The organism is Maribacter sp. R77961 (genome assembly GCF_044594925.1).
Taxonomy (GTDB): Bacteria; Bacteroidota; Bacteroidia; order Flavobacteriales; family Flavobacteriaceae; genus Maribacter.
Genome location: NZ_CP138991.1, coordinates 1,100,816 through 1,126,877, shown reverse-complemented (window position 1 = coordinate 1,126,877; position 26,062 = coordinate 1,100,816). Strand labels below are relative to the sequence as shown.

The following is a 26,062-nucleotide window of genomic DNA, read 5'->3' as shown; positions in this document are numbered from 1 at the left end:
TTAGGGTTTTGAAAGCACATAGCTTATTTTTGAAACAATACTTTACACCATGAGTAAAAGAGCCTTAAAAACGTACTTGTCCCAGTTGTCCAAAGCTGACCTGGAAGAACAGCTCTTAGACCTATACAACAGGTTTCCTGAGGTAAAGACCTATTATGATTTTGTTTTTAATCCCAAGGAGGAAAAATTGGTGCAAGAGGCAAAAGCAAAAATATCCAATGAGTATTTTCCATTGAAACGTAGAAGACCCAAGGCTAGACGTTCCGTAGCCCAAAAATTTATTAAACATTTTCTAAAATTAGGAATGGAACCACATTTAATAGCAGATGTGATGTGTTTTAATCTGGAAATCGCCCAAACTTTTGAAGAAGAACGCAATGTACCCGATGCTTTCTATAAAAGTATGCTCAATTCGTTCACGGAATTAATTCAATATATTTCGTTACATGGCTTGCTTCCAAATTTTAAGGAGCGTATCGTAAAAATATATACCATAACACAAGATAAAAACTGGCTTTACGAGGAAGGTTTCGCTAAGGCACTAGATATAGTAGATTAAATGGCAATAGTTATTATTAGACAGGATAAAAAAATTGACCTTTGGAAAAATGCACTCTTACGTGCAAATCCAGAACTTAAGGTATATAGTTATTTAGAGGAACACCCTAAGGAGGATATTGTAATGGCCTTGATCTGGAAACACCCAGAAGGGAGTTTAAGCGGGTATCCAAATTTAAAGTGTATCGCTTCTGCAGGTGCGGGAGTCGATTATATTTTTGAGGATGCTACCGCACCTAAGCACGTACCCATTACACGTGTGGTAGACCCTTATCTGGCCAGTGATATGTCAGAACATGTCTTGGCGGTAATTCTAGCACATTTAAAGAACCTGAATACGTATAAGCTGCAGCAGGTTAACAATATATGGAAGCCCAGAGATTATAAACGTATCAAAGATGTAACGGTAGGTATGTTAGGTCTGGGTGAATTGGGAGCCCTAACGGCCTTGGATTTGGTACGGACAGGTTTTGAGGTTCAGGGATGGTCTAGAAGCAAAAAAAATATAGGGGGCGTTAATACCTTTGCTGGCACAAATGAACTCAGTGGCTTCTTGAATACCACGGATATACTAGTGTGTTTGCTTCCTTTGACCCCAGAAACGAAAGGCTTCATCAATACGGAACTATTAGCGCAGCTACCTAAGGACGCTTACGTTATTAACGTTGCCCGTGGAGGACACGTGGTGGATGCAGACTTGCTAGAACAATTGGACAAGGAGCAAATCTCCGGAGCATGTTTAGATGTATACCATCAAGAACCCCTAGCGACCTCCCATCCGTTTTGGCAACATAAAAAGGTGCACATGACTCCACATTATGCTAGTGTATCTGACACCAATTCCGTAATTCCGCAAATCTTGGAAAATTATCAAAACCTACGGGAAGGCTATAAATTGTTAAACGAGGTAGACCGTAAAAAAGGATACTAATTTTAATTAAACCGAAATTTATATTTCCAATACCGATAAAAATCTTCTAATATTGTAAGGTTTTCCCTGATGAAACCAAGCGAACACTAAATTTAGATGATCAGCCTTTGAAGCTAGAAAAAGACACTACTGAAAAAACATTATACGATTACCAGGAAGAGGATTTAAATGCCATTTTCAAGCATTTGGAAGAAAGCCCTGATAACACGAACCTTTTATACCAACTACCTACTGGTGGAGGAAAAACCGTAGTCTTTTCTGAAATTGCAAAGCGATATATAGAGCGGAAAAAGAAAAAGGTGGTGGTGCTCACACACCGTATAGAACTTAGTGTTCAGACTTCAAAAATGCTTCATGGATTCGGCGTGAACAATAAGATTATCAACAGCGAGGTGAAAGAACTCGTTGATCAAGATGAATTCATGTGTTTTGTGGCCATGGTAGAGACCTTGAACAACCGACTACAGGAAGAAAAGGTAGAGATCAACAATATTGGTCTGGTCATTATTGATGAGGCACACTACAATTCTTTCCGAAAACTATTCAAGTACTTTGAAGATGCCGTTATTCTTGGGGTTACCGCAACTCCGTTGAGCAGTAATATAAAACTGCCCATGAAGGACAACTATAAAAAGTTGATTGTAGGGGAGTCCATAGAATCCTTGATCTCTAGAAAGTTCTTGGCCAAGGCCAATATGTACAATTATGATGTGAGCCTACAAAGCTTAAAACTCGGCATTAACGGTGACTATACCGTTAAGTCGTCCGATGAGCTTTATGGTAATCACAGCATGTTGGGCAAGCTATTGGCTGCTTATACGGAAATTGCTTTGGGAACCAAGACCCTGATATTCAATAATGGTATCAATACCTCAAGATATGTATACGAGACCTTTAAGAAAGCGGGCTATAATGTACGTCATCTAGACAACAAGAATACCGCCGCAGAACGAAAGGAAATTTTGCAGTGGTTCTCGGAAACCCCCGATGCTATCCTCAGTTCTGTAAGTATCTTAACTACAGGGTTCGATGAGCCTACGGTAGAAACTATCATATTGAACAGAGCAACACGTTCGCTTACCCTATATTTTCAAATGATTGGTCGTGGCTCCCGTTACTTAGCCAATAAGGAGGAGTTCACGGTAGTGGATATGGGAAACAATATTGCCCGTTTTGGTATGTGGAGCGCCCCTGTAGACTGGCAAGAGATATTTCATTTTCCAGATTTCTATTTAGAGAACATTAAGAACGATGAAGAAATTGAGCGGGAGTTTGTGTATGAAATGCCAAAGGCCCTACGTGAACAATTCGCGAAATCGGAGCACATAGAGTTTGATATTAAAGCGGAATATAAAAAGAGCTTTGCCAATGGAGAAAAATCCAAACTGGTACTCGAAAAAAGTATTGAGCAGCACGCACAAATTTGTGTGGAGAACGCCGAGGATGTCTTTGATGCCCGTATTCTGGCGAAACAGCTCAAGGAAGAAATCGCTTACCGCGTGCGTCAATATTCCTATTGTATCATGAACAATACCAAGAACTATAAGGAGTGGTTAGAGGAAGATTACGAACGTAAACTACGTTCTAAGATTTCTAAAAAGTTCGCCGCAAGGATGTAGTTGTATGAAGACTTAGGAAGGAAATGAGTCTAAACGAAATGCCTCAAAACTAATGACCAAAACACTTCTTGTTATCGGTTGCCACTGGCCAGAGCCCAATGCAACGGCAGCGGGAGTTCGGTTATTGCAGTTACTCTCTTTCTTTAAGGCACAAGCTTATCAGATTACTTTTGTTGCTGCCATGCCAGAAAATGTGCATGTAGGAGCCTTACAAGATTTGGGCATTCAGACCCGTTCAATTGCGCTGAACAGTAGTTCTTTTGATTTGTTTATAACGGAGCTGAATCCCGATGTGGTATTATTTGATCGTTTTATCACCGAAGAGCAATTTGGTTGGCGAGTTGCAGTAAATTGTCCCGATGCTTTACGCATATTGGATACTGAAGATTTACATTCACTGCGTCATGTACGCCAAGAGGCATTTAAAAAAGGAGAACCCTTTACGGTAAATGCTTGGTTGCAAGAGGATAAAACCAAGCGAGAAATTGCCAGTATTTACCGCTGCGATATTTCCTTACTCATTTCCAGCTACGAACTGGAATTTCTGCAGGATGAATTGCAAATAGATTCGTCTTTATTGCTGCACCTTCCTTTTATGGTAGCTGAAAAAGAGATTCCAATTTCTTTACCGAGCTTTGAGGAACGGACGGACTTTGTATTCATTGGTGGCGGAAAACATGCTCCCAACGTGGATGCGATAAAATATCTAAAACAAGATATTTGGTCCAAAATAAAAGCAACTTTACCAAAGGCAAAGTTGAATATTTATGGTGCTTATCTTCCGCAACAGATTAATGAAATGCATGATCCCGAGTCTGGATTCCTTATTCAGGGTAGGGCAATTACTGTAGAAGAAGTAATGCTTGCCCATCGTGTTTGTCTGGCACCGCTTCGTTTTGGTGCTGGTATCAAAGGAAAATTACTTCATGCCATGCAATTTGGTACGCCAAGTGTAACTACCGCTATTGGTGCAGAAGGGATGCATGAAAAACTAGAATGGAACGGCATCATAGCGAAGGATACTGCAGATTTTATTAAAGCTGCGATACATTTGTATCAAGACAGCGCGGTTTGGAACAGGGCACAGAAACAGGGTACTATAATTATTAAAGAGCTATACCGTGGCACTGTTTTGGAGAAAGCCTTGGCCGATAAATTACAAGGAACAGCACAAAATCTTACATCGCATCGAAGGAAGAATTTTATCGGGAGTATGCTACAACATCAAACCATGGCCAGTAGCAAGTATATGAGTAAATGGATCGAGGAAAAGAGTAAAAAGTAGTTTATAGCCTTGTTGATAATTTTCTCTTTGTAGATAGCTTGCAAAGTAAGGCCGTTATTCCGGCCAAACCTTTTTAAATTGTTCACAGACAATAAGCATATCTCCGGACGGTTTGTCACCCATTTCGCTTAAAAAGGATTCGAAAAAATCCCAGTGTGCCTTTTTCCATTTTTTTAGCGCTTCGTCTTCCGTTCCCATATCTTTAGCGGCATAGGCAGCAGAAATTTGATTAAAGGGTACCGTATCTATCTCTATGGTTTCTATTAGCGCAAGGGCATTACCATCAAAATCGGTTACGATTTGCATTTTGCCCGGTTGGGGTAAATCCATTTCATATTTCCGATAAAGGGAATAGAGCGAAGAACCGGCACGCTTCTTTCCTGCTAAAATAAGCTGTCCCAGCCTATTGGCATCGGCTTCGTTATTATGAAAGAAATCGGCATCGGGTATTACATCCGTACTGTGTTCGGGATACGTTGCTATATAGTCCTGCCACAGCGCTTCGGGAGTTTTGGGTGTATCTTCACTTTTACAATTGATGAACAGCATAAACAATAGCAGACTTAGATACTTCATGGTTTTTTGTAATTGAAGTTGGAATATCGGATTTCTTACTACAAAGTACGCTATTCTCTAATTACCGGGCACAATTACGAGCTATTGTCTTTACGAAGGGAATAATTTCTTTCGCATCACAATTCTTATGATACGCGGTAAGACTAGCGAACAAGAAACTGGTTCTTTGTAACTAGAAATTACTTATGGTCTTTATTACGTGCTTATTTTTCGGATTTGTTATTGCGGCTTCTGGCAGTCTTAGCCCTAGTTTTTTAAACCTGACCGTGGTTAAGTTCAGTCTAAAAAGCGGACGTAAATCGGCCTTGTACCTTGTGGGTGGTTTCGCTACAGTATTGTTCTTTCAAGCTAATATTGGAGCTTATTTGGCCAGTGTCCTCATGAAAAACTCGGAATATATCACCATCATCCAAATGATTGGAACAGGAATTCTTCTTTTATTATCGATTAATTTTTTCCGTTTGCATTTTAACTCCAAAGGAAAATTTAAGAAGGTTAACATTGAGAAGTCCAAAGCCTATTTCCACGGCATAGGAATGTCCTTACTCAATACCTTTGCCATACCCTTTTACTTTACGACCATTTCCTTTTTAATAGGATTGGATTATTTTGAATATTCCATTCTGAACAGCTTCTATTTTTCTATTGGTTCGACTATTGGTTCGTTCACCATCTATGCAGTATACGCAACGATAGCGCGTAAAATTGAACATAGACTGACAACAATCGCGACTAAAATGAATTTTATCATTGGCTGCCTAACGGGTGTCGTGGGAATTGGAAATCTTATCTACCTGCTGTGATTCATTTTTGCCATACTACACCCTTAGCTGTTTTTATTGTTATGATGTCAGTTCGATTTCTAGAAATACAGTAATGAAACATAGAGGTTAAACTATTATAAATCAAATAGAAAGGTAGTTTCATATCCTAATTTTTCGTATATTAAACCTATGGAATTACAAAGTGAAGTTATTTATCTTATGGTTACCGTGACTATCGTTGCAGCAGCGCTCGGTTTACTAGCCTACATGACCAAGGACAGTAGAAATTTTAGAAGTAGCCGTAACAGAAAAGCTAGAAAGCAACACCAGTAATATTGGTTCGGTCAAGGTTTGTTTAATCAGACCTTGGGCGATTTTGATAGAACTGTATCGCTTGCATATAATTTTGCGCGCCTTTCATCGTAAGGTCGTTGATAAACCCATCCAGTTCCGGATGGTTTTCTTTTGTCCACACAACCAATTCATTTACTCGTTCTCCCCAGATTTCCCAATTGGCCGTGGGACATTCCAAATTAGCAATACGGGCTATTTGTCCATTCTCAAATTCAAATCGATATTTACAGGTCATGGGACTGTTCTCTAAAAAAGCCAATCTAGGGGATTTTAAGCTTACCGTAGCAATGGTAGCACCCTTTTTATAGTTTATGTCCACGAGCTGATACTCCGTTTTAAAAACAGAATCCCATTTAAACTTCTCATAATAACTTTCACGTGAAAAAGGCATGGTATAATCGCCCTCCGTGGTAATTAAACTGTCGGAAAGCGTGCTTTTAATTTGTACATAATCCCCATTTGCAAAACCCTCATAATAGGTCGTAACCTGTTCTTGGGTTGCTTGTTTATTTTCGCCACAACCAAGGCTTATCAAAACCGGAATCAAAAAAAACATTTTCTTCATAAAGTTACTTCTAAAGGAATAGGCCGAAAACGAATTTTAAACGTCTTGGCTTCCGGCTAAAATAGGCCTTTCTGTGATTCCATAGCGTTCTATTGCCATAAAAAATAGTGCTCCGATAGCATACAGGACTACATCGATACCATCTGCGGTGTAGCGCGGGTTGTATAGTGGCAAATACCACTCAAAATACACGGCGTAACCTAGGGTTAGCGTAATGACCAGCGCTATGGGAATTTGTAAGGAAGGGTCTGATTTTAGCTGCCGAACGGCATATTGACAAATTTTAAGCACAATAGGCATACACAACACATCATTGCCATAATTTGTAATAAGTACTGGTAGTACAATACCAAATTTTTGGGAGACATATACGAGGAGCGCCAACACCCCAAAAGCGGGGAAATACCATCTTTTTATGAACCGTAAAAGCATAGTGTTTTTCATTAGGCAGCGATATAACCGAACAATAGTGCCAAAAACGACCCGATAGCAATGACCACCAACCAAATGGAATAGAAGAAACGCGCTACATACCGGATGATAAGATTCTCATGGTCCTTTACATTTTCCAGAAAAAGTGTTACGGCACTTTTCTTTTGAGGGTCTGCCTGCGCCTTTTGCCGCTTTACAACCTTTTCCTTGCGCTCCAGTTCCCGTTTTAGGGTAATGTTGACGATGTTACCGCAGTTGGGACAATAATCCTCGTTTAAGGAGATTTCTCCGCAATTGCTACATCTTCTATAAGTTTCATTGACCATCGTATTACAAAGATACTATAGTACGGAATTTTCACTAACGCGATAACGGGGGATTGTGACTGGAATGGGAATTCTATATGCTATTTGGTTGGGGTTTACGAGTGAAGTTAAAATTCACAGGAATAATAAGAAATCCTTATGAGTCTTTTAAATGGCGCGTGGCGTACAAATTAAAAGATTATTTTCGGATTGAGCATAAGCCAAATTTCCAAATATTCCTTAACTCTGATTAATCAACTACCTGTCTATGAGCTATACGCATCTTTATTGTCAATAGTTATTTTGAGCCTTTTTTCCTGTTCTCATCTGTATGCAACAATTGAAGATTACTCTTTTCATCTTTACCACCAGTTGCTAAAGAATCAATATGGTCAACTTCAATATCATCACCAACAAAAACTGGTGCTCCAGAAAAGGGGCTAATGTTACTTTGTTCTTTTATAAATTCAACTTTTTCCTCCTCTGTTAATTTTACTTTCCTTTCTTGTTTTTTGTATCTCTCCTTAAAATCATTTATCATTTTATCAAACACTACATAACCATTATTTAGTTCTTGATTTTCTAAAGGAATATCTTTCATATAGGAAAATATATCTATCAATTCAGATTTTATATTTATTCGATGGTATTTTACCATATCGAAATTAATCTCATTTAAAGTATACCAAAGAATATAAAAATCTTGCATTGTTCTTCTGAAAAATTTACTTTCTTTATTCGCTTTAAATACAGTATCCAATTCTTTTCTCAAAAAGTCTTTAATATCGATATCAACATCTTTATCAATAAGTACGAATTTTACTTTTTTGATAAACGACTTGATGTTTTTTATTGATTTTAAGTAGTTTTTATAATTATTTTCATTTTCACTAATCTCTTGAAATACACTGGTTATATTTGCTTTGTTTCCTATTCTTGCATTTATTCTATCAGTTTTTTGAAAAATATCTAATCCTTTGTAAGAGTTGGAATGATTTAAAGAATAATCTAAATATATAAGTGATGAAAGCAACTCCTCACTTTCCATTCTATCTCTATCTGCTTTTCTTGATAATTGTTTTAAATAAAACCAAGGCTTAAGTCTAGCTGTCAATTTTTTTATTTCATCAATTACTGAGTTGTCAACCCAACTATTCCACATTTCAAATGAATTTACTCTTATGGGATAAGGTTTATCATTAAGTCTTATAAATAAATCAATTGGGTCAAAATGAGGATTCTGATTTTCATCAATTTCTATTATGTATAGTTGAAAATCCAGTATTTTACCTTGCTGTTCTTCTGTGAGTTGATTAAATTTTTTGCTATCTAATTCTTTAAGTATTCTTAATTTTCTTAAACTAAAACTGTGGTTTTTAGAAACAGTTAGTTCGTTATTTTCTCCTAGATATTTTTCTCCAATAAACCCCAAAATTGTTAAGAGTCTTTGTTGTCCGTCTATTACTTCATTAATTCCATCAGATCTTTTAAAAACAAAAATTGGCGGTAATTTAATATCTAATAGTATACTCTCAATTATAGAAGAAGCTTTGGTGGGGTTGATTACCTCTTGTCTTTGGTAAGAAGGTCTAATCAAAAACCTTCTTCTTTGCATAGTTCTAACTATATCATCGATGGAACTTCTGGATGGCTCTGGCTTATTCAATCTTAAACTTTCAAGTTCGGATAGGGCGGTGGTTGTATCTTTAGGTTTTCTTAATTCCTTTAATTCTTCTTTCTTATCAGAATCTGCAACAAGGTAGAAATCAAGTTTTTTGTTATGCAATTCACTTAAAAATGATGTTGTTGCATTGAATCTTGCTAAAACTATTTTATTAAACTGGTAATCTTCTGTAGAATACTCTTTGATATTATCATTTATATACTTCGAGGTTTTACTAATGAAATCTTGGTCAAAGTTTGAAATTACATCTTCTTGTTCTAGAACACCTAAACCCCAAAGTATTGTTTCTAAAGCAAGCCTATTAATTTCTAAATCATTCTTTTCTGAATATTCCTTAATCTTTGAAATATATTTTAATTTATTTAAGAAATTTTCTGTAACTGATTTACAATTTGTTGTATTGTTAGAAAAAACCTCATACAATAAAGTTAATATTTCTGTTCTACCTCCTCCATTCGCATAAGATTTAATAGGGTACATTGGAAGTACTAAAAACCTTCTAACAAAAGACATAATGTCTTCAACTGGCGGATTATCCTTTTTATTTTTAGTTGGTTTAAAAAAGGTATTGTAGATATTTTTTCTTAATTCTAAATCGTTTGTCAATATTGCTTTAAACTCATTGGATAATGCATCCACATCATATTTTGCGTTATCAACTTCTGATTTTTTTAAAGGTGTAATACCGGTGTTATATCTAGAGAATATTTCTTTTTTAACTCGATCAGCCAAATAATCATCAAGAGGTGGCTCATTAACAAGTGTGAAATTTATAATTCTAATTTTTGCATCTAAAAAATTATCTAGTATTTCATTATCAGTTTTAGCTAGTTCGCTGAAAGTTTTTTTCCCTAATTGACGTAAAATTTTTAAACCTTTTGAACTCAATGAAAATTGATTATCCATAAATCTTAAGATTGTTTCAAATCTTTGTCTACCATCAATGATTTCAATATTCTTATTGTTATCAAAAAAAATTAATGGTGGCACTTCAGTCCCAATAAGAATACTTTCTATGAAATAGGTTGCTTTATTGTTGTCCCAAACATAATTTCTTTGGTAATAAGGTTTATAGTCGATTCGATTCTTTAATCTTGGGCTATATAAACTATCGATTGATTGAGAATAAGTTTCAATTTTCAAATGTTGCTTAAATATTTTTTCAAATAATTGTTCTTTATTTTCCATAGTTTATTCTAATTATTGCCAACGTTTAGATAAGTGAAGTTGTTATTTCATTTATCGGTTACTACTTAAACGAGTTCAGCACAGGTAACGAAGTTCGGTGTTTTAACATTTAATCAAAAGCCACTTAGTGCTAGGTTACCAAAAGTTTTTAACACTAAAAATAACACAAGGGGTAGGGTAGGCCTTACGGAAATCCGTAAGGTTGGTATTTATGTTTTAGGTACCAACGCGTGGAATGTTATGCTGGCTAACGCTCAGAAGGGTCCACACCCTTATATTTTTCAAGTGTTTCTTGAAATTTTTTCAAATCTACGGGCTTTAGGACTTTAGTGTCCGAAGGGGGGTATTTTTGTAATAAGGCTTTGGGGCGTGTGGGTCTTTTTTCAAAACCACCACCACAGTTGGGACATACGTTCTGTAAAATTTCCGTTACACAGGCTATGCAGAAGGTGCAGTCAAAGGTGCAAATCATAGCCGCTGTACTACCATTGGGAAGGGCTTTGTCACAGTTTTCGCAGTTGGGTCGTAGTTCCATTCTATACTCCGTTTTTAATTAAACGCTATTGCAAACCGTATTTTATCTATACAATGTCTTTTTGAAAAAGACAGACTTCGCCTTCTTGGTAATGTGCTGGTAAACCGGTAGTATCATCAAGCTTTTTAGCACCTAAAAACTGAAACCCCATCTTTTTATAATGTCCGATAAGTCCTTTGTTCAAGCCCACCGTATCCATACGTAGAAAGCTTAAACCCTTTGCCTTACCGTGTGCATTGGCCCAGTCTATAAGTTGTTTCACCAAGTTTCTGCCCCTAAAGTGGGGGTTGGTCGCAATCCGGTGTAGGTACAGTGAAGGTTCTAGGTCTTTAGCGCCCCAAATAAGGGCATCGGTCTGTGTGGTGGCCCATATACAGGCAATTTCACCCTCTAGTAACAATTTCCATTGTTGGTTTTCGTCAATCTCCGTTTGTACCAATTCCTTTGAAAACTCAGGCCAACTCACCTGATTTTTAGACTGCATATAGGCCGTGGCTATGCCATACAGTTCAAAGATTTTTGGAATATCCGCCGAGGTGCTATTTGTTATTTTCATCAGTCTTTGTATTAAAGCTAGAAGGTTATATTTCTTCGATGATGGAGCTTCCCTTGGATTTGTCCCCAGAGGTCCATTCCCAACGTTCATGTAGACGTATTTTTCCGTTCTCCATTAGTTCCGGGGTGGAATGGCAAATTCCTGTCATGAGTTCTCCTTTAGTGTTTACTTGGTGGTAGCGCATGTCTATGCTACCATCTGTTTGTACCAGACCGATAAGATGGCCTTTCATAATTTGTCCGCCCTCATAGTTTGCCGTGACAATAGCTCCTGTTTGGCGGTACTCAAATACCGTCGCAGCCGATGTTTCCCCGTTATCGGTATTTTGTATGGGGCGAAACCGTTTTTTATTGTAGTTCATAGGTACCTGTTAAAACTAATATTTCTGTTCCTTTTTTAGCTCCTAAGGTATGCCATACGTTTTTTTGGCACTGGCAATCTGGGCTTTCTCCGTGGTATCCGGATAAAGCAGATATTTGGGCGCTATAATGGATTTTACCTGTTCCACACGGATTTTGGTTATGGTTTGGAAGGGGAATTTACCTTCGGTCATTAAAAGTAATTTTGCTTGCATACCCTCAAATTCCGGGTCGGATGATGTAATAATGGTCGCCTTTCCCTTAAGTTGATAGCCTTTCTGTACCAGCACATCTATAAAACTTATGCAGACCTGGGAATTGATTTGTATGTTTTTTACCGTTTGCGGTGAGGCGATATTGGCGATAATAATACTATCCGTGCCGTAATAGGTGAATATCTCTTTTGGGGATACGTTGGGCATTTGCGTATCCGATACCGTAGCCAGCCAACAAAGCACGCTGCGGTCTATGTAATCTTTAATACTTGTAGTTAGTTCCATTGTTCACATAAATACGTTTGCCTAAGGTAACTACCCCAGGGCAAGCCCGCGAGGCATTAAAAGGAAAATTCCATTTACTTTCGAGGCAAGCGTTGGAGTATTTAAATCTCGATTATCGAGTAAACTATACTTTAACGCCAGTTATAGGCTCATGTTCAATCTTAAAATTACAGGAATTCGCAATAAAACACATGGTATTAGCTTCTTTGTGTAACGAATTCGCCTTTTGAACCATATCAGGATCCGTAATAATTACTTGCGGATGCAGGGTAACTGTGGTAAAACGACCGCTTCCTTTTTTGTCCTCTTCCATAACACCGATAGCATTATCCCGATATTCCATCACCGTAATCCCGTGCACCGAACACAAGTGTAAAAACCAAAGCATATGACAGGAAGAAATAGAAGAAAGAAAGAGTTCCTCTGGATTGTACCGGGATGAATCGCCCCTAAACGAAGGGTCGGACGACCCCATGATGTTATGGTTTTTTCCTGCTATGGAAATCTCATGAGCTCTTTGATAAGCCTTATAATTGGTAGTGCCTTCGCCGGTATTGCCCGTCCATTCCAACATGGTTTTATAGTGATGTTTCTTCATGAGTGCTGTTTTTTAAGGTTTTCAGAGATACGTTCTCCAAAGGATCTGTTTTCTAGATTCTTCTCTAGCCGCTCCAAGTGCTGCATAATTTCGGTATTTCCTTGGAGTAGTTCTAGTGTTACAGTTTTTCCTATTTCCCATATATGCGTGAACAAGGGCATTTTGTCAGTTGCTTTTTGGGTAAGATAAAAGATGGTCTTTCGTTTATCTAAGGGGTCTTTTTCCCTTTCGAGATACCCTTTGGCCATCATTTTCGAGGTCATTTTCATCACAGATTGATGGGTGAACTGTAAGCTTGATGCAATTTCCATAACCGAGACACCAGGTTTGTCCTGAACGATCCATAACACCAAATACCAGTTGGGTTCCGTATCTAATTGAAGCTCATGGTACATGGCCCGTAGGCTGTGGGACATTTTATCACTAATACGCTTTAATCGGGTATCTAGATTGGCATAGCCCAATAACTTTACTAAATCGTTCTCCATAGTAACTTATCTGTTATAAAGATATTAAATACGCAGTTAACTGCATAAAATGATTTGCTGTAATCTTTTTAATTGGCACCGCCAAAGGGTATAATACTCCAAGGCTTGCTTCCAAATTAAATATACATTTCTTACGAATGCCTCGCGGGTTTACCCCGGGGTAGTTTATTAAATAGGAGTAAATTTAGACTATTACATATGTTGATGTTACCATAGCAAAATCCATAAAATAGGAATGGCCCGTCATAGACGGGCCAAACCATTACGTAATAATTGAGTGTAGTTACGGGCTAAATTAGCAAATTCTTAAAATGGTAGTATTTTATTTCAATTGGTAAAATTTGGCTTTATACTCGTTGTACTTTCCCCGCTATACTCCCTAACTTTCTTAGATTGCACGTAGGTAACCAAAAGAATAACAATACAAACTACTGCAGATGCCCCATTGGCACTTTCTACAGCCAAGTGCGCAAAGCAGCCCAAAATAAAGTTTAGGAAAAAAGCCGCATAAACCCATTCAACCAAATATTGGTCTTTATTAACTAGTAATAGGATTAAGCCTAAAGATTGGGCGACACCTAGTAAATGTATGAGATAAACGGGATAGCCCAGATTCTCAAAAGTGGTGACCACCGTTTCATAATTAATAATCGAATTCACTATAGATCCGATAATAGCAATGGAAAAAACAGCAAGACAAATTCTAAAAATAATTTTGTTCGATTTCATGATTTCTTAGGTTAAGTTTTTTGCTAAGGTAGGGGAGGACCGTTACATCGTTATGCCACACAGCGACGGTTTACCACTTACTGTAGACCAATGGAAGTTTGTTAGTGCTGAAGATTTTTGCCTCTGTAAAAAAATAACTTGTTTCAAGGTTAGCATGCACCGTTAATTCTAAAGGAATATCAGCCAGATGCAGTCCTTTATAAACAGAGGGAACAAACTTCAAAACAAAAAACCCTTATTTTTAAGGTATTAATTAGCACCCATGGATAAAATAGAACAGTACACCCAAATTATCATTGATAACGCTATTTCCTATGCTCCCAGAGTTTTCGCAGCCATTCTTTTGCTGTGGATAGGTTTTAAACTACTAAAAAAAGTAGATGCACTTTTGGGTAAGTCTTTGACGAAATTGAGTATTTCGGATACCATGCGGCCCTTTATTGTTTCCTTGGTGGCGACCACCTTAAAAATTGTCTTACTACTGATAGCCGTTTCTATTTTAGGCGTGGAACTATCAGGATTAGTCACCATTGTTGCCGCTATGGGTTTTGCTATAGGACTGTCCTTACAAGGTAGTTTGGGGAATTTTGCTTCAGGTATCCTTATCCTGTTCCTAAAACCTTATAAGGCCCATGATTGGATTCAAGTAGATGATAGCTTTGGAAAGGTGGAGGAAATAGGGATTTTCAATACCATATTAATAACTCCCGGGAATAAGACCTTAATCGTTCCCAATGCAAAAATAACCGATGGCGTAGTGACCAATTTTTCTAAAAAAGGCTTGGTTCGGTTGGAGCTAAATGCCCATATGCCCTATGAAGAAAGCTTTCCCAAAGTGCAACAGCTTATTCAAGAAGCACTCAAAAAAAACCCCTTGGTACTAGATGAACCTGCTCCGGAAATAGGAATCGAGAATTTTGATAGCCATAATGTTATCTTGGCCATACGCCCTTACGTACGACCGGATGATTATTGGGAAGCTACGTTTGAATCCCATAGAACCGTTAAACAGGTGTTCCATGAGAACAATATAAGAGTGGCCTATTCCGAAGGTATTGAATTGGGCTCTGTTGGTGGATAATCTACATAAACTTTAGTTTTAATGAATACGATTTTGCTTCTGGCCAGGGTCAATTTTTTAGATCAGGTAAATTTCCTATTTCCTGGTGTAGCTGTATTCACTTCGCTTTAGCCAATTGTTCTGTGCTTTGAACTGAACCTCTTTACGTATCATAAATATCTCCGGACCTATGCGGTAGGTATAACGTATCAAAGCTTTTTTACCAGCATCCTTACTTTCGTGTTCCGTTTGTAGTTCAACACCGTTGTTTTTGGATTTTGTTCTTGTTGTTACCTGATGCTTGTTTAAAAAGGAACCATCTTTAGACATTTTAATCTTATCGGAACTGTTCGCTTTTGGCTCGTTAGGATAGCTATTGTTCAATATCATGGTATAGGCGTTCTTGCCTTGTTCCACCCTCAGGTTGGCGGGCATTGTAAAAGGTTTATTACTTTGATAATCGATATAGGTAATGCTGCCTTCCCAATTTCCAATGGCCATTTCTAAATCTTCCACTGTAACATTTTGACCAAAGCAGGTTACTGAAAGTGTAAAGACGATAATAGGAAATAGATTTTTCACGTTTTTATTTCTTTCTCCAAAGATGCCCTGTTTTGCTAGTTGTTACAGTTAGATTTCAATAATACGGTAATTAATTGAGCTAGTTATTTCATCGCGGGCTAAATACAATGCTGGTAGCCTACAAGCCCTCATTAGAATAGCGACTAATTCTTTGCTTTAATCCCACGGAGAGTATTATTTTTATAAATCAATTAAAAGTACGTTTTTAGGATATTTCCTCCATAACTTTCTTAACACCCTCCGTCGTATAAAGTTTGGCTAGCATATTTTTATATGTGGTAGTAAAGCGTTCATTTTTAGCAAGTGTACCGAAGAGTGATTCCTGCTCAATAAAAGCCAATGTATTATTGGGTGTTTCTTTGGCGGCGTCATGCAATTTACCTTTCATAGCATCTAAAATTTCTAAAGGCGCTCCGCTTTGGTCTTTCTGTTTGTCACTGTAATAACACCAAGCGGCGATGACTAAAGTGGCTAATTTGATGTTTCCGCCTATTGCTAGATTTTCATGTATCGTAGGAATTAAAAACTTAGGTAGTTTGGCTGCACTTTCCGAACAAATACGGCTGACGCTATCTTTGATGTTCGGGTTTGCAAAACGTTCTAGGAGGCTGGTTTTATACTCCTCCAAATCAATACCGGCAATAGGTCCCAACACTGGAGTGACCTCTTGGTCCAGAAAGGCGCGTATATATTTTGCAAATACATGGTCCTCTACACAGGCGTTAATGGTGGGGTAACCATGCAGTGCGCCTAATAAGCCTAAAACGGAATGCCCAGCATTAAGCAATCGCAATTTCATCTTCTCATAGGGTCCTACATCGGCTACAAATTGTACGCCTACTTTTTCTAAAGCGGGTCTGCCATTAGAGAATTTATCTTCTACCACCCATTGTATAAAAGGTTCACAAGTTACAGGCCAGGCATCTCGTACATCAAAATTTTGGGCTAAGATTTCTATATCCGAAGGGGTGGTAACTGGTGTAATGCGATCTACCATACTATTGGGAAAACGTACTTCCTCAGCTATCCATTGAGCTAGTTCAGGGTTTTGAACTTCCGCAAAAGCGAGCAGCATCTTGCGCGCCATGTCTCCATTATGTTCAATATTATCACAGGACATGATTGTAAAAGCAGGCAGACTTGCATCGCGCCGTCTTTTTAGGGCGGCACAGAGAAATCCGTACACAGTTATAGGATCGCTGGGATGACGCAGTTCGTGTTGTATGTCCGGGTTCTCAAAATTAAATGCTCCCGTTGTAGGATTAAAATTATATCCCCCCTCGGTAATGGTCAGCGATACTATTTTAGTATTGGCATGTGCCATTTGGGAGATGACAGGTTCAGGGTCGCTCGTTCCCATTTTAAAATCGACTATAGAACCAATAATCTCGGGTGTTATTTTTCCGTCAGGATGTTTGACCATAAGCGCATACAAATGGTCTTGTTCTTTGAAAATATCATGGAGTTTGGCATCTGCTTCGCGTAAACCGATTCCACATAGTGAGGAGGTCTCGCCGTCATTTTTTAAAAGGTGTAGATAATAGGCGAGGTGTGACCTGTGGAATCCGCCAACTCCTATATGTACGATGTCCGCTGTTGCTGAATTCCGATTATAATTGGGTACCGGAATATGACTGCCTAGTGCTTCTAAATTATTCTGATTGAGTTGAATTGGTCTTTCCATACTTATGCCACTATTTTAAGCTTGATAATCGAGAATTTAGCTTTACCGAAATCTGTCTCGAAATTAAAATGTTTTCCTCAAAATATTTTTTAGTTCTGTTCCGAAGTAGTTCGCTTTCCGCGTTTTAGTGCCCAGTAAGCGAGTACGAAATAAACGAGCGTACAAACAAATGCATAGGTATAAAAGAGTTCGCGATTTTCGATATAATTGGCTTCCGAAGCACTCCCAAATAAAACATTACATGCCAGAACTAGGGTAGCTATCAAAGCTGAAATAGCGATAAATTTTAACCCTTTTGTCAATATAGACGTATCCTTTATATGCACAGTCTCATGCTTTGCCTGTTCTGCTTGAAAACGCACAATGGTTTCCTGCCGAACCTCTTCTTCCTTTGCTTCCTCTTCGTATTTCTCTTTCGCTCCGTATTTAGAAGCTAGTAGGGTATACACGGCGATAGTGAAAAACCAAGTAGGGATAAACAAGTAATAAAAGGAAATCACATCTAAGAAATTTAAACCAAAACCAAATACCAAGCCTAAGCCCCATGCGGCGACGGCAGGCATGCTAAAGCTTAGTTTACGGTAGGAAGACCAGTAGCGTGTATAGCCAATCCGTGGAAAAATTTGATGTTCTGCAAATACAATAGCTCCTACAGGAACAACCAGCAACCCCGCATAAGTGAGTAGTGGTAGTATTTGTGAGAACACAAAAGGGAAGCAGGCGATACCTACCGTCACCATACCCACTATGATAGTCGTTTTCTTTCTAGAATGATTAAAGAAAATAGCTTGTGCGGCCAAACCTGCTCTATATAAATTCGTAATGGCAGTCGTCCATCCTGCTACAATAACAATGACAAAACCAGACCATCCAAGGGCATAATAAGCTACATCACCCGGGTCAAGTTCTACGATAGATTTTCCTAATATAACCGCCGCACCGGCACCCATGATTCCGGCAGCTATCCATGCCACATAGTGACCGAACATCATCCCCGTACTGGTAGCATAACCGTAGTTTTTCTTTTTTGCAAAACGAAGTAGGGCCATATCTATTAGTCCAAAATGGGTAATGGTATTGGCCGCCCATCCAAAACCGATAACCTCTACCAGACCTATTCCCGGTTTGCCATCGCTATTGATACCTGTCCATATACTTTGGTCGCCAAGGGTCATAAAATCGCCCCATCCAGCAGGTAAGGTTTTATCCAACACATCCAAAGAGAGGGCGGGAAGGAGTACCATGGCACCGCTTGTGAACATTACAAACAGCCAAGGCGCACAGATGCCCGAAAATTCGGAAACAGCATTAAAACCGTAGAGCGCAATGGAAACTACAACGATGCCCACCGCTAAAACGATAACTATAAACCAGGCATTGGTAGGATACCAATTGAGCTGTGCGGGAATATCAAAAGCAAAACGAACCGCCGTTGACGAAACCGTTATCATAGCGGCCGAAATCACCGAAAAGATAACGACGTTGGCCCAATTGTAAAGCTTGGTCATTGAATCACCAGCAATCTTATTCAAATAGGTGTAGAGGCTTAGACGCGTATCGACAGCAATAGGGGATGTGATAAAACGCCAGCTCAATACTGCCAAAATATTACCAATCAATAAGCCAAGGATAATATCCATGGTTTTTGCGCCTAGGGCAACAAAAGTAGCCCCAATAACGAATTCCGTGGCTGCGACATGTTCTGCAGCGTATAAACCGGCAAAATGGGTCCAATCGTGTAATTTGTGTTTGGCTACAGGCAACTGTTCTTCATCCAAAGTTTTAAGCGCTTCGAAATCTGATGTTTTCATATTCATATAAGGGTTGGTTTAGGCTTCGCCAAGATAATCATTTTTAGATATAGAAATTAGTTGTGAGAAATTGGTAAAGGACAAGTACAAGAGAGAATAGCATTCAATTCCTTGTGCTAATCCCATAGAGAGTATTATTTTTATAGCTCAATTAAAAGTATTTAGAATGATGCAATCACCTGACTGGAAAACTGCCTTGGAATTTGACGATATTACCTATAAAAAGAGTAATGGTGTGGCACGTATTGCCTTTAATCGCCCCAACGTGCGTAATGCCTTTAGGCCACATACCACTAGTGAATTAATAAAAGCATTCTACGATGCACAGGAAGATACCTCGATCGGGGTAGTATTGCTCTCGGCCGAAGGTCCATCCACCAAAGACGGCATTTGGTCTTTTTGTAGTGGTGGCGACCAAAAGGCTAGGGGAGAACAGGGTTATGTAGGTGCGGACGGACAACATCGGCTAAATATTTTGGAAGTGCAGCGCATGATTCGGTTTATGCCCAAGGCAGTTATTGCCGTAGTACCCGGCTGGGCCGTTGGTGGCGGACATAGTCTACACGTCGTTTGCGATATGACCTTGGCCAGTAAGGAACATGCGATATTCAAACAAACCGATGCGGATGTCACCAGTTTTGATGGTGGTTACGGGTCGGCCTATTTGGCAAAAATGGTAGGGCAGAAGAAAGCCCGGGAAATCTTTTTTTTAGGCAGAAACTACTCCGCTCAAGAAGCTTTTGAAATGGGTATGGTAAATGCCGTAGTTCCTCATGAAGAACTGGAAGCTACTGCTTATCAATGGGCACAGGAAGTATTGGAAAAATCACCAACCTCTATAAAGATGCTAAAATTTGCAATGAACCTTACCGATGACGGTATGGTCGGGCAACAAGTGTTTGCAGGTGAAGCCACACGGTTAGCTTATATGACCGAGGAAGCAAAAGAAGGTAGGAACGCTTTCTTAGAAAAACGAAAGCCTGATTTTGGTAAAAACAAATGGATTCCCTAATACAGGGAATCCATTGTCCAATCGAAAATACGATTTACTTATTGTGCATTAGCCCCGACATTACCTTGAGCAATAAGAACTTCCAATTGTTCAGAACTTAGGTGCACATTAATATATCCATCAATATTTAACATATCGGAATAATTTAATGTTGTGCCATCACTTAACATGGTCACATTGGTTGCACTTAAACCATTAGCACCTATTACAGGACTTAAAGATACTATAATCGGACCAGGTCCTGGAGCTGCACCCATGTGAATATGGGCTGGGTGTATACCTCCTTCCGTTGTACCGGATAGAGCAATTTCAACTAGTGTTTCGTTATTCACACGTTGCGAAAAAGTGGCGGTTCCAGAAATTTGGGGGTCTGAAACACTGCCCAAATCATAGGTAATACTTTCACCGGTAAGCTCGTTCTGGCCAATATCACCCTGCGCTACCAATAAATCCAGTCGTTCGGCACTTAAGTGTACATTAATGTATCCATCAAAGTCCAACAGTTCGTTGTAGGTGATGGCGGTACCATCGTCCAATGTCTCTACACTGTTCTCACTGATACCGTCCTCAACGTTGTTGAAGGTATAAAGAATGGGTCCGCCCTCGGCAGCACTGTTCATATGTATGTGGGATGGATGGCTCTCGCCTGTATTATCGTTCTCAAGGGCAATGGTTACCAAGGCAGTACCATTAACACGCTCTTGGAACAAAGCGGTTCCCGATACCCCTTCGATATCCCTTGTGAACAGCTCATAAGACTTTGAGTTTCCGTTAAGTTCATTGGAACCGATATCACCCTGCGCTACCAATAAATCCAGTCGTTCGGCACTTAAGTGTACATTAATGTATCCATCAAAGTCCAACAGTTCGTTGTAGGTGATGGCGGTACCATCGTCCAATGTCTCTACACTGTTCTCACTGATACCGTCCTCAACGTTGTTGAAGGTATAAAGAATGGGTCCGCCCTCGGCAGCACTGTTCATATGTATGTGGGATGGATGGCTCTCACCTGTATTATCGTTCTCAAGGGCAATGGTTACCAAGGCAGTACCATTAACACGCTCTTGGAACAAAGCGGTTCCCGATACCCCTTCGATATCCCTTGTGAACAGCTCATAAGACTTTGAGTTTCCGTTAAGTTCATTGGAACCGATATCACCCTGCGCTACCAATAAATCCAGTCGTTCGGCACTTAAGTGTACATTAATGTATCCATCAAAGTCCAACAGTTCGTTGTAGGTGATGGCGGTACCATCGTCCAATGTCTCTACACTGTTCTCACTGATACCGTCCTCAACGTTGTTGAAGGTATAAAGAATGGGTCCGCCCTCGGCAGCACTGTTCATATGTATGTGGGATGGATGGCTCTCACCTGTATTATCGTTCTCAAGGGCAATGGTTACCAAGGCAGTACCATTGACACGCTCTTGGAACAAAGCGGTTCCCGATACCCCTTCGATATCCCTTGTGAACAGCTCATAAGACTTTGAGTTTCCGTTAAGTTCATTGGAACCGATATCACCCTGCGCTACCAATAAATCCAGTCGTTCGGCACTTAAGTGTACATTAATGTATCCATCAAAGTCCAACAGTTCATTGTAGGTGATGGCGGTACCATCGTCCAATGTCTCTACACTTGTACGTGAGATTCCGTCTTCAACATTGGTTAAAGAAGCAGCAATAGCTCCACCTTCGGCAGCACTGTTAAAGTGGATGTGCGATGGGTGACTCTCACCCGTATTATCATTTATAAGCGCTATTGTAACCAAGGCAGTTCCGTTAACACGTTCAGCAAATAGGGCGGTTCCTTTAATTCCTTCAATATCCCTTTCACATAAGAGGTATTCTTTTGTTACTCCTGTGAGTTCATTGGTGCCAATATCACCTTGTGCAATGAGAACATCCAAACGTTCTAGACTTAAGTGAGTGTTGATATACCCATCAAATTGTAGGAGTTGTTCAAAAGAAATTGCGGTACCGTCATCCAAAGTAGAAACTATGGTTTCACTAATACCCGTTTCCCCATCTACATCATTCAAAGTAACAGCTATGGCCCCGCCCTCGGCAGCACTATTGAAATGAATATGTGAAGGATGGGAGTTGCCCGAAGTGGTGCCACTTAATTTAAGCGTTACCAATGTAGATCCATCTTCATTTTCAATCATATTGGCTACTCCAGAAATGGACGGATTTGAACGTGCCCCTAAACTATATACATTATTATCACCATCAAAAGGAGGTGTATCATCGACCTGTTCTTGATCTGGGTCGGGGTCGACTGTATCAACTAAAACAGTATCATCATCATTTTCACATCCGGTAAAAACAAGTAATGACATTGCAAACAAAAAGTAAATAATTTTTTTCATAATATTTCAGATTTAATTTTCAACAAAAGTAGAGGCCTAAGAAAGTGGAGAGAAATTATTTATTGTCAACGAGGAATTTTCAATCTTGAACAGGAATTTTCAAGTGCCAAAGTGAATCGCCATCCTTTAAAATGGCTTTATTGATAATGGAGTAAATTTTCTTATTTCATTCAGAGAAAATAAAGTTCTAGCTGCGAAAACTCTGATTGGCTTAATCTTATAAAAGTTTAATTTTTCAGCAAACGTCTTTTTTAATGAAAGAAAGATGAGAACCTATCATCTGCAATTAATAATTTCATACAGTGTATAAACAATGTACTATCAGAAAAACCTATAGCTGGGTGAATAAAAGATACTCCACTTTTTACGAAAATAGCTTACAAACTAAAAAGAGTCCAATCAATGAAGATCAGACTCTTTTACGAGAACACTATATGAAAATGAAAAATTATAATTCGTTTTTAATAACACTGTAAATGTAAAGGGAGACCTTGAACTATTGAAACTATTGTTGTGAGTTGCACCAAACCTGTGGTGTAGCGCTCCTATTTTGTGGTTAAATAAGAAAATACTTACATTTTTTAATTTTTAACCTGGTTTATTGCCGCTACCAAAGGGTACCATAGCCCGAGGTAGTTTACTTTATCGCCTTGCAGACTTCACTGAGAAAGGTATTTACATCAAATTGATCCTCGTTAGCTAGTCCTGTGCGTACTACAACTAGGTCTTTAGAGGGTATGATATAGACACGTTGCCCCTGAAATCCGTTAGCGGAATACATATCTCGTGGCACATCTGGGTATTTACCTCCCGCATTCAACCAAAAATGTGCTCCATAAACACCGTCCGAGTTTTTTGTGGGTTTCGCTACATAATCCGACCAGGAAGGGGAAAAGAGCTGCTCTCCGTTCCAATTACCTTTATTTAAATAGAGCAGTCCAAACTTGGCCCAATCCCTAGTTGTTGCCCAGGCATAGGAGGAACCCACATAATTACCGGACATATCAGTTTCTAAGAGCATGGAGTGCATTCCCATCTTATCAATGAAATCGGTGTACGGAAAATCTAAATACGCCTGATACGTGCCAAAATGCTTCCTTAAGATACCCGAAAGTAGGTTTGTAGTCCCAGAAGAATAGTTCCAGACTTCCGTAGGAGCGGCAATGGCTTGTTTTAGTCCTTGTGGTTTGGTCATATCGGCCTCAAGGAATAACATTTTATTGACGTCGGATATACTTGTATAATCTTCATCCCACTCCAATCCACTCTGCATACGAAGCAAATGATTTAGGGTGATGGAATGTTTTGGATTCTTCATTCGTATTTCGTCCGCAAAGGGTTTAAAATCTAAACTTATTTTATTTTGATACTCCAGAATACCATAGACCGTTGCCAAAACGCTTTTGGTCATAGACCAACCCAATACCGGTGTTTCTTCGGAAAAACCTTCGATATAACGTTCCGTTAATAGTTCATTTTTATAAGAGACTAGCACTGTTCTTGTCTTTTGATTTTCGTAATCGGCAAAAGCAAAATCTACGGCCTTGTTCATTTGGGAATAGTCCACATTAGAAAAAACAGTATCCTTTATGCCCTTATTGCCATACGGAAAAGGCAAATCATTTTCTATACGGGTTCTTTTAGGTTTTAAAAGTGTCTGCGTTCTGTCATAGGATTCGTCGATTAAAACACAACCCAAACCATCCCTGCAAACCGTCTCCCGCTCCATAAGTCCAAAAACGGAACTGGTCACATCGTTACCAATAACCTTTTCCATTTCGGCCAATTTAATCAAAGGCATATTATTGTCGGTCTCATTGATATCGGAATACATACGACCGCTGATAAAATGCGTGGAAGCCATATTCTTAGAGGCAAAGCCCGAAATAATGTTCAATTTTGGATAATTTGCCCAAACTAAAATTCCAATACCTAGGAGCACTACAGCTGTAACAATTCTTCTTTTTTTCAATTTCATTCTTTTCTTGATTGTCGTAAATTTATCAAAAAGCAATACATGTCAAATATCGGGTTAATCATAGAAGAACGTAGCAGGGATATCGGAGATTTTTTAGTAGGCAGGCTCATTCCTTTTCGAAAAAAACGAATGATTGGTCCGTTTATCTTTATAGACCATATGGGACCTACAACACTGGGACCTCATACCTATATGGATGTGGACCAGCATCCGCATATTGGTTTGTCTACGCTTACCTTTATGTTAGAGGGAGAAATTATGCATGCGGATAGTCTAGGTACAAAACAGCGCATACAACCTGGTTCGGTTAATTGGATGGTGGCCGGTAGTGGGGTTTCACATACGGAACGCACGCCAGATGATTTGAGAAACGGAACGGTTTTCAAAGCTCATGGCTATCAGATATGGGTTGCTTTACCCAAAGAACTGGAGGATATTTCGCCCGAGTTCCATCATATTCCGGCATCGGCCTTACCTAAATGGACTGATGGCTCCGCAAGCTTTACCTTGGTCGCAGGAGAAGGCTATGGGAGAAAATCACCCGTTCCCGTACATTCGCCCTTATTTATGATTTCAATTAAAACTGCGGATACCTACCATTTGACCACCATTGGCCAGCTGAAGGGAGAAATAGGTATTTGTATCGTGAGTGGTAGTATTGAAGCTTGTGGAGAAACCGTTACAGCAGGTAATATTGTGGTTAGTAAAGTAGCCGATACCTGTACTACAGTTATTCATAAGGACACGCACTTACTGTTATTTGGTGGTGAACCATTACCAGAAGAACGCCATATCTATTGGAATTTCGTTTCCCATGACAAGGAAAAAATAGCACGTGCAAAGCAAGCTTGGAAAGACAAAACTTTCCCTATGATGGATGCTGACGATAGCTATGTTCCGCTACCGGGCCTATAGCTTTTCCCAAGTCTTATCAGGCCCTAACTTGAAAGTTCCCAAATGTTCAAAATTACATTCGTGTGGTAAAATTAAGGATAGAAAGGTACTCTCGTCTTTGGAACGATACAAATGGTATACCTTACCTACGATGGGTTCAAAATTGAATTTTGCATTATAGACCAGGTTGTTATATTCAAACTCCTGCATCATTCTCTTGTATTCTGCCTGAATGGACTCGTATTTAGCCTTGAATTGATTGTTGGCGCTTACGATGTTCGTATTTTTCCAAGAGGTAACATCTGGTGGTGTAATTTTAGGAGCGGATACACTACTAGAATAGGGTAGCAGCTTCCCGTTATAGCTTTGCGTGTCTTCATCAAAGACCACATAATCCGGCTTTTTCTCTTTTTTCATAGCGATACAAAACTACAGAAAAGTGGGGATATTACCCTGTCAATTCAAGGATATGTAGTTTTCTACAAGAATATATGCTAGGTAGTAAAAGACATGTCTTCTATTTCATATGAGTTGCCGTAGTCTTTGCTAAGTATACGAAACAAAATGTTACAGATAAAACGGATGAACTATTCATTAAAGAAGCTTGGGCCAAGCATTAAGGGGTGAGCCAACATTAATTTCAAGG

General features: G+C 39.1%; 27 protein-coding genes. 9 read left to right on the top strand and 18 right to left on the bottom strand.

What is annotated here, in order from left to right; all coding sequences use genetic code 11:
* Positions 1-49: 49 nt before the first annotated feature.
* From SJY09_RS04900 to SJY09_RS04885, 4 genes are all read left to right on the top strand, one after another.
* Positions 50-559, top strand: a complete 510-nt coding sequence (locus SJY09_RS04900) for a DUF6155 family protein (RefSeq protein WP_396637846.1) — start codon at positions 50-52, stop codon at positions 557-559.
* Positions 560-1,489, top strand: coding sequence for a 2-hydroxyacid dehydrogenase (locus tag SJY09_RS04895; protein ID WP_396637845.1), 930 nt, complete (start codon positions 560-562; stop codon positions 1,487-1,489).
* A 107-nt stretch (positions 1,490-1,596) separates the two neighbouring features.
* Positions 1,597-3,108, top strand: a complete 1,512-nt coding sequence (locus SJY09_RS04890) for a DEAD/DEAH box helicase (RefSeq protein ID WP_396637844.1) — start codon at positions 1,597-1,599, stop codon at positions 3,106-3,108.
* 52 nt (positions 3,109-3,160) lie between these two features.
* Complete coding sequence (locus SJY09_RS04885; RefSeq protein ID WP_396637843.1) at positions 3,161-4,393, top strand: glycosyltransferase; 1,233 nt, start codon at positions 3,161-3,163, stop codon at positions 4,391-4,393.
* Between the two features lie 54 nt (positions 4,394-4,447).
* On the opposite strand, the gene SJY09_RS04880 is transcribed toward SJY09_RS04885, so the two are convergent.
* Entirely contained in the window at positions 4,448-4,969 is a 522-nt protein-coding gene (locus tag SJY09_RS04880; protein ID WP_396637842.1) for an ASCH domain-containing protein, read from the bottom strand.
* A 185-nt stretch (positions 4,970-5,154) separates the two neighbouring features.
* Between SJY09_RS04880 and SJY09_RS04875 the strand changes: the two genes are divergently transcribed.
* Both SJY09_RS04875 and SJY09_RS04870 read left to right on the top strand, forming a co-directional pair.
* Positions 5,155-5,772, top strand: a complete 618-nt coding sequence (locus tag SJY09_RS04875; RefSeq protein WP_396637841.1) for a LysE family translocator — start codon at positions 5,155-5,157, stop codon at positions 5,770-5,772.
* Positions 5,773-5,922: 150 nt separating this feature from the next.
* The gene (locus SJY09_RS04870; protein WP_396637840.1) at positions 5,923-6,066 is read left to right on the top strand and encodes a hypothetical protein; all 144 of its coding nucleotides are present in this window, start codon (positions 5,923-5,925) and stop codon (positions 6,064-6,066) included.
* A gap of 22 nt (positions 6,067-6,088) precedes the next feature.
* Here the strand turns inward: SJY09_RS04870 and SJY09_RS04865 are convergent, their stop codons facing one another.
* The 11 genes from SJY09_RS04865 to SJY09_RS04815 form a co-directional block, all read right to left on the bottom strand.
* Entirely contained in the window at positions 6,089-6,652 is a 564-nt protein-coding gene (locus tag SJY09_RS04865) for a hypothetical protein (RefSeq protein WP_396637839.1), read from the bottom strand.
* Between the two features lie 36 nt (positions 6,653-6,688).
* Positions 6,689-7,096 (bottom strand): hypothetical protein, encoded by a 408-nt coding sequence (locus SJY09_RS04860; protein WP_396637838.1) that lies wholly within the window; start codon positions 7,094-7,096, stop codon positions 6,689-6,691.
* Entirely contained in the window at positions 7,096-7,410 is a 315-nt protein-coding gene (locus tag SJY09_RS04855; RefSeq protein ID WP_396637837.1) for a hypothetical protein, read from the bottom strand. The genes SJY09_RS04860 and SJY09_RS04855 overlap by 1 nt, the downstream gene beginning before the upstream one ends.
* Positions 7,411-7,687: 277 nt before the next feature.
* A complete protein-coding gene (locus SJY09_RS04850) occupies positions 7,688-10,261 on the bottom strand; it encodes a DUF262 domain-containing protein (protein ID WP_396637836.1) in 2,574 nt (857 codons plus the stop codon).
* 247 nt (positions 10,262-10,508) lie between these two features.
* The gene (locus SJY09_RS04845; RefSeq protein WP_396637835.1) at positions 10,509-10,796 is read right to left on the bottom strand and encodes a DUF1272 domain-containing protein; all 288 of its coding nucleotides are present in this window, start codon (positions 10,794-10,796) and stop codon (positions 10,509-10,511) included.
* A 46-nt stretch (positions 10,797-10,842) separates the two neighbouring features.
* Positions 10,843-11,352 carry a GNAT family N-acetyltransferase gene (locus tag SJY09_RS04840; protein ID WP_396637834.1) on the bottom strand — a complete coding sequence of 170 codons (510 nt, stop codon included), beginning with the start codon at positions 11,350-11,352 and terminating at the stop codon, positions 10,843-10,845.
* A 25-nt stretch (positions 11,353-11,377) separates the two neighbouring features.
* Positions 11,378-11,713 (bottom strand): n-acetylglutamate synthase, encoded by a 336-nt coding sequence (locus SJY09_RS04835; protein WP_396637833.1) that lies wholly within the window; start codon positions 11,711-11,713, stop codon positions 11,378-11,380.
* A 42-nt stretch (positions 11,714-11,755) separates the two neighbouring features.
* Entirely contained in the window at positions 11,756-12,211 is a 456-nt protein-coding gene (locus SJY09_RS04830; protein ID WP_396637832.1) for a pyridoxamine 5'-phosphate oxidase family protein, read from the bottom strand.
* A gap of 124 nt (positions 12,212-12,335) precedes the next feature.
* On the bottom strand, positions 12,336-12,809 hold the full coding sequence (locus tag SJY09_RS04825) for an OsmC family protein (RefSeq protein WP_396637831.1): 474 nt from the start codon (positions 12,807-12,809) through the stop codon (positions 12,336-12,338).
* A complete protein-coding gene (locus SJY09_RS04820; RefSeq protein WP_396637830.1) occupies positions 12,806-13,297 on the bottom strand; it encodes a MarR family winged helix-turn-helix transcriptional regulator in 492 nt (163 codons plus the stop codon). The genes SJY09_RS04825 and SJY09_RS04820 overlap by 4 nt, the downstream gene beginning before the upstream one ends.
* Positions 13,298-13,624: 327 nt before the next feature.
* Positions 13,625-14,026, bottom strand: a complete 402-nt coding sequence (locus SJY09_RS04815; RefSeq protein WP_396637829.1) for a DoxX family protein — start codon at positions 14,024-14,026, stop codon at positions 13,625-13,627.
* A 262-nt stretch (positions 14,027-14,288) separates the two neighbouring features.
* Here SJY09_RS04815 and SJY09_RS04810 point away from each other — a divergent pair, with 262 nt between their 5' ends.
* Positions 14,289-15,107 carry a mechanosensitive ion channel family protein gene (locus tag SJY09_RS04810; protein WP_396637828.1) on the top strand — a complete coding sequence of 273 codons (819 nt, stop codon included), beginning with the start codon at positions 14,289-14,291 and terminating at the stop codon, positions 15,105-15,107.
* Between the two features lie 75 nt (positions 15,108-15,182).
* Here the strand turns inward: SJY09_RS04810 and SJY09_RS04805 are convergent, their stop codons facing one another.
* From SJY09_RS04805 to SJY09_RS04795, 3 genes are all read right to left on the bottom strand, one after another.
* Positions 15,183-15,668 carry a hypothetical protein gene (locus SJY09_RS04805; protein WP_396637827.1) on the bottom strand — a complete coding sequence of 162 codons (486 nt, stop codon included), beginning with the start codon at positions 15,666-15,668 and terminating at the stop codon, positions 15,183-15,185.
* A 205-nt stretch (positions 15,669-15,873) separates the two neighbouring features.
* A complete protein-coding gene (locus SJY09_RS04800; RefSeq protein WP_396637826.1) occupies positions 15,874-17,352 on the bottom strand; it encodes a mannitol dehydrogenase family protein in 1,479 nt (492 codons plus the stop codon).
* 89 nt (positions 17,353-17,441) lie between these two features.
* Entirely contained in the window at positions 17,442-19,169 is a 1,728-nt protein-coding gene (locus SJY09_RS04795; RefSeq protein ID WP_396637825.1) for a purine-cytosine permease family protein, read from the bottom strand.
* A gap of 163 nt (positions 19,170-19,332) precedes the next feature.
* Between SJY09_RS04795 and SJY09_RS04790 the strand changes: the two genes are divergently transcribed.
* Positions 19,333-20,175 (top strand): 1,4-dihydroxy-2-naphthoyl-CoA synthase, encoded by an 843-nt coding sequence (locus SJY09_RS04790; protein WP_396638597.1) that lies wholly within the window; start codon positions 19,333-19,335, stop codon positions 20,173-20,175.
* A 38-nt stretch (positions 20,176-20,213) separates the two neighbouring features.
* Here SJY09_RS04790 and SJY09_RS04785 read toward each other — a convergent pair whose 3' ends face one another.
* Complete coding sequence (locus SJY09_RS04785; RefSeq protein WP_396637824.1) at positions 20,214-22,544, bottom strand: CHRD domain-containing protein; 2,331 nt, start codon at positions 22,542-22,544, stop codon at positions 20,214-20,216.
* A 637-nt stretch (positions 22,545-23,181) separates the two neighbouring features.
* Complete coding sequence (locus tag SJY09_RS04780) at positions 23,182-24,522, bottom strand: serine hydrolase domain-containing protein (protein ID WP_396637823.1); 1,341 nt, start codon at positions 24,520-24,522, stop codon at positions 23,182-23,184.
* A gap of 39 nt (positions 24,523-24,561) precedes the next feature.
* Here SJY09_RS04780 and SJY09_RS04775 point away from each other — a divergent pair, with 39 nt between their 5' ends.
* Positions 24,562-25,437 carry a pirin family protein gene (locus SJY09_RS04775; protein WP_396637822.1) on the top strand — a complete coding sequence of 292 codons (876 nt, stop codon included), beginning with the start codon at positions 24,562-24,564 and terminating at the stop codon, positions 25,435-25,437.
* On the opposite strand, the gene SJY09_RS04770 is transcribed toward SJY09_RS04775, so the two are convergent.
* Positions 25,432-25,833 carry a DUF2452 domain-containing protein gene (locus SJY09_RS04770; protein WP_396637821.1) on the bottom strand — a complete coding sequence of 134 codons (402 nt, stop codon included), beginning with the start codon at positions 25,831-25,833 and terminating at the stop codon, positions 25,432-25,434. The two genes, SJY09_RS04775 and SJY09_RS04770, sit on opposite strands and share 6 nt — an antisense overlap.
* Positions 25,834-26,062: the final 229 nt, after the last annotated feature.

Coding starts and splice junctions, on each gene's coding strand:
- SJY09_RS04900 (WP_396637846.1), top strand. CDS start 50: ATGAGTAAAAGAGCCTTAAAAACGTACTTGTCCCAGTTGTCCAAAGCT.
- SJY09_RS04895 (WP_396637845.1), top strand. CDS start 560: ATGGCAATAGTTATTATTAGACAGGATAAAAAAATTGACCTTTGGAAA.
- SJY09_RS04885 (WP_396637843.1), top strand. CDS start 3,161: ATGACCAAAACACTTCTTGTTATCGGTTGCCACTGGCCAGAGCCCAAT.
- SJY09_RS04880 (WP_396637842.1), bottom strand. CDS start 4,969: ATGAAGTATCTAAGTCTGCTATTGTTTATGCTGTTCATCAATTGTAAA.
- SJY09_RS04875 (WP_396637841.1), top strand. CDS start 5,155: ATGGTCTTTATTACGTGCTTATTTTTCGGATTTGTTATTGCGGCTTCT.
- SJY09_RS04870 (WP_396637840.1), top strand. CDS start 5,923: ATGGAATTACAAAGTGAAGTTATTTATCTTATGGTTACCGTGACTATC.
- SJY09_RS04865 (WP_396637839.1), bottom strand. CDS start 6,652: ATGAAGAAAATGTTTTTTTTGATTCCGGTTTTGATAAGCCTTGGTTGT.
- SJY09_RS04860 (WP_396637838.1), bottom strand. CDS start 7,096: ATGAAAAACACTATGCTTTTACGGTTCATAAAAAGATGGTATTTCCCC.
- SJY09_RS04855 (WP_396637837.1), bottom strand. CDS start 7,410: ATGGTCAATGAAACTTATAGAAGATGTAGCAATTGCGGAGAAATCTCC.
- SJY09_RS04850 (WP_396637836.1), bottom strand. CDS start 10,261: ATGGAAAATAAAGAACAATTATTTGAAAAAATATTTAAGCAACATTTG.
- SJY09_RS04845 (WP_396637835.1), bottom strand. CDS start 10,796: ATGGAACTACGACCCAACTGCGAAAACTGTGACAAAGCCCTTCCCAAT.
- SJY09_RS04840 (WP_396637834.1), bottom strand. CDS start 11,352: ATGAAAATAACAAATAGCACCTCGGCGGATATTCCAAAAATCTTTGAA.
- SJY09_RS04835 (WP_396637833.1), bottom strand. CDS start 11,713: ATGAACTACAATAAAAAACGGTTTCGCCCCATACAAAATACCGATAAC.
- SJY09_RS04830 (WP_396637832.1), bottom strand. CDS start 12,211: ATGGAACTAACTACAAGTATTAAAGATTACATAGACCGCAGCGTGCTT.
- SJY09_RS04825 (WP_396637831.1), bottom strand. CDS start 12,809: ATGAAGAAACATCACTATAAAACCATGTTGGAATGGACGGGCAATACC.
- SJY09_RS04820 (WP_396637830.1), bottom strand. CDS start 13,297: ATGGAGAACGATTTAGTAAAGTTATTGGGCTATGCCAATCTAGATACC.
- SJY09_RS04815 (WP_396637829.1), bottom strand. CDS start 14,026: ATGAAATCGAACAAAATTATTTTTAGAATTTGTCTTGCTGTTTTTTCC.
- SJY09_RS04810 (WP_396637828.1), top strand. CDS start 14,289: ATGGATAAAATAGAACAGTACACCCAAATTATCATTGATAACGCTATT.
- SJY09_RS04800 (WP_396637826.1), bottom strand. CDS start 17,352: ATGGAAAGACCAATTCAACTCAATCAGAATAATTTAGAAGCACTAGGC.
- SJY09_RS04795 (WP_396637825.1), bottom strand. CDS start 19,169: ATGAATATGAAAACATCAGATTTCGAAGCGCTTAAAACTTTGGATGAA.
- SJY09_RS04790 (WP_396638597.1), top strand. CDS start 19,333: ATGCAATCACCTGACTGGAAAACTGCCTTGGAATTTGACGATATTACC.
- SJY09_RS04785 (WP_396637824.1), bottom strand. CDS start 22,544: ATGAAAAAAATTATTTACTTTTTGTTTGCAATGTCATTACTTGTTTTT.
- SJY09_RS04780 (WP_396637823.1), bottom strand. CDS start 24,522: ATGAAATTGAAAAAAAGAAGAATTGTTACAGCTGTAGTGCTCCTAGGT.
- SJY09_RS04775 (WP_396637822.1), top strand. CDS start 24,562: ATGTCAAATATCGGGTTAATCATAGAAGAACGTAGCAGGGATATCGGA.
- SJY09_RS04770 (WP_396637821.1), bottom strand. CDS start 25,833: ATGAAAAAAGAGAAAAAGCCGGATTATGTGGTCTTTGATGAAGACACG.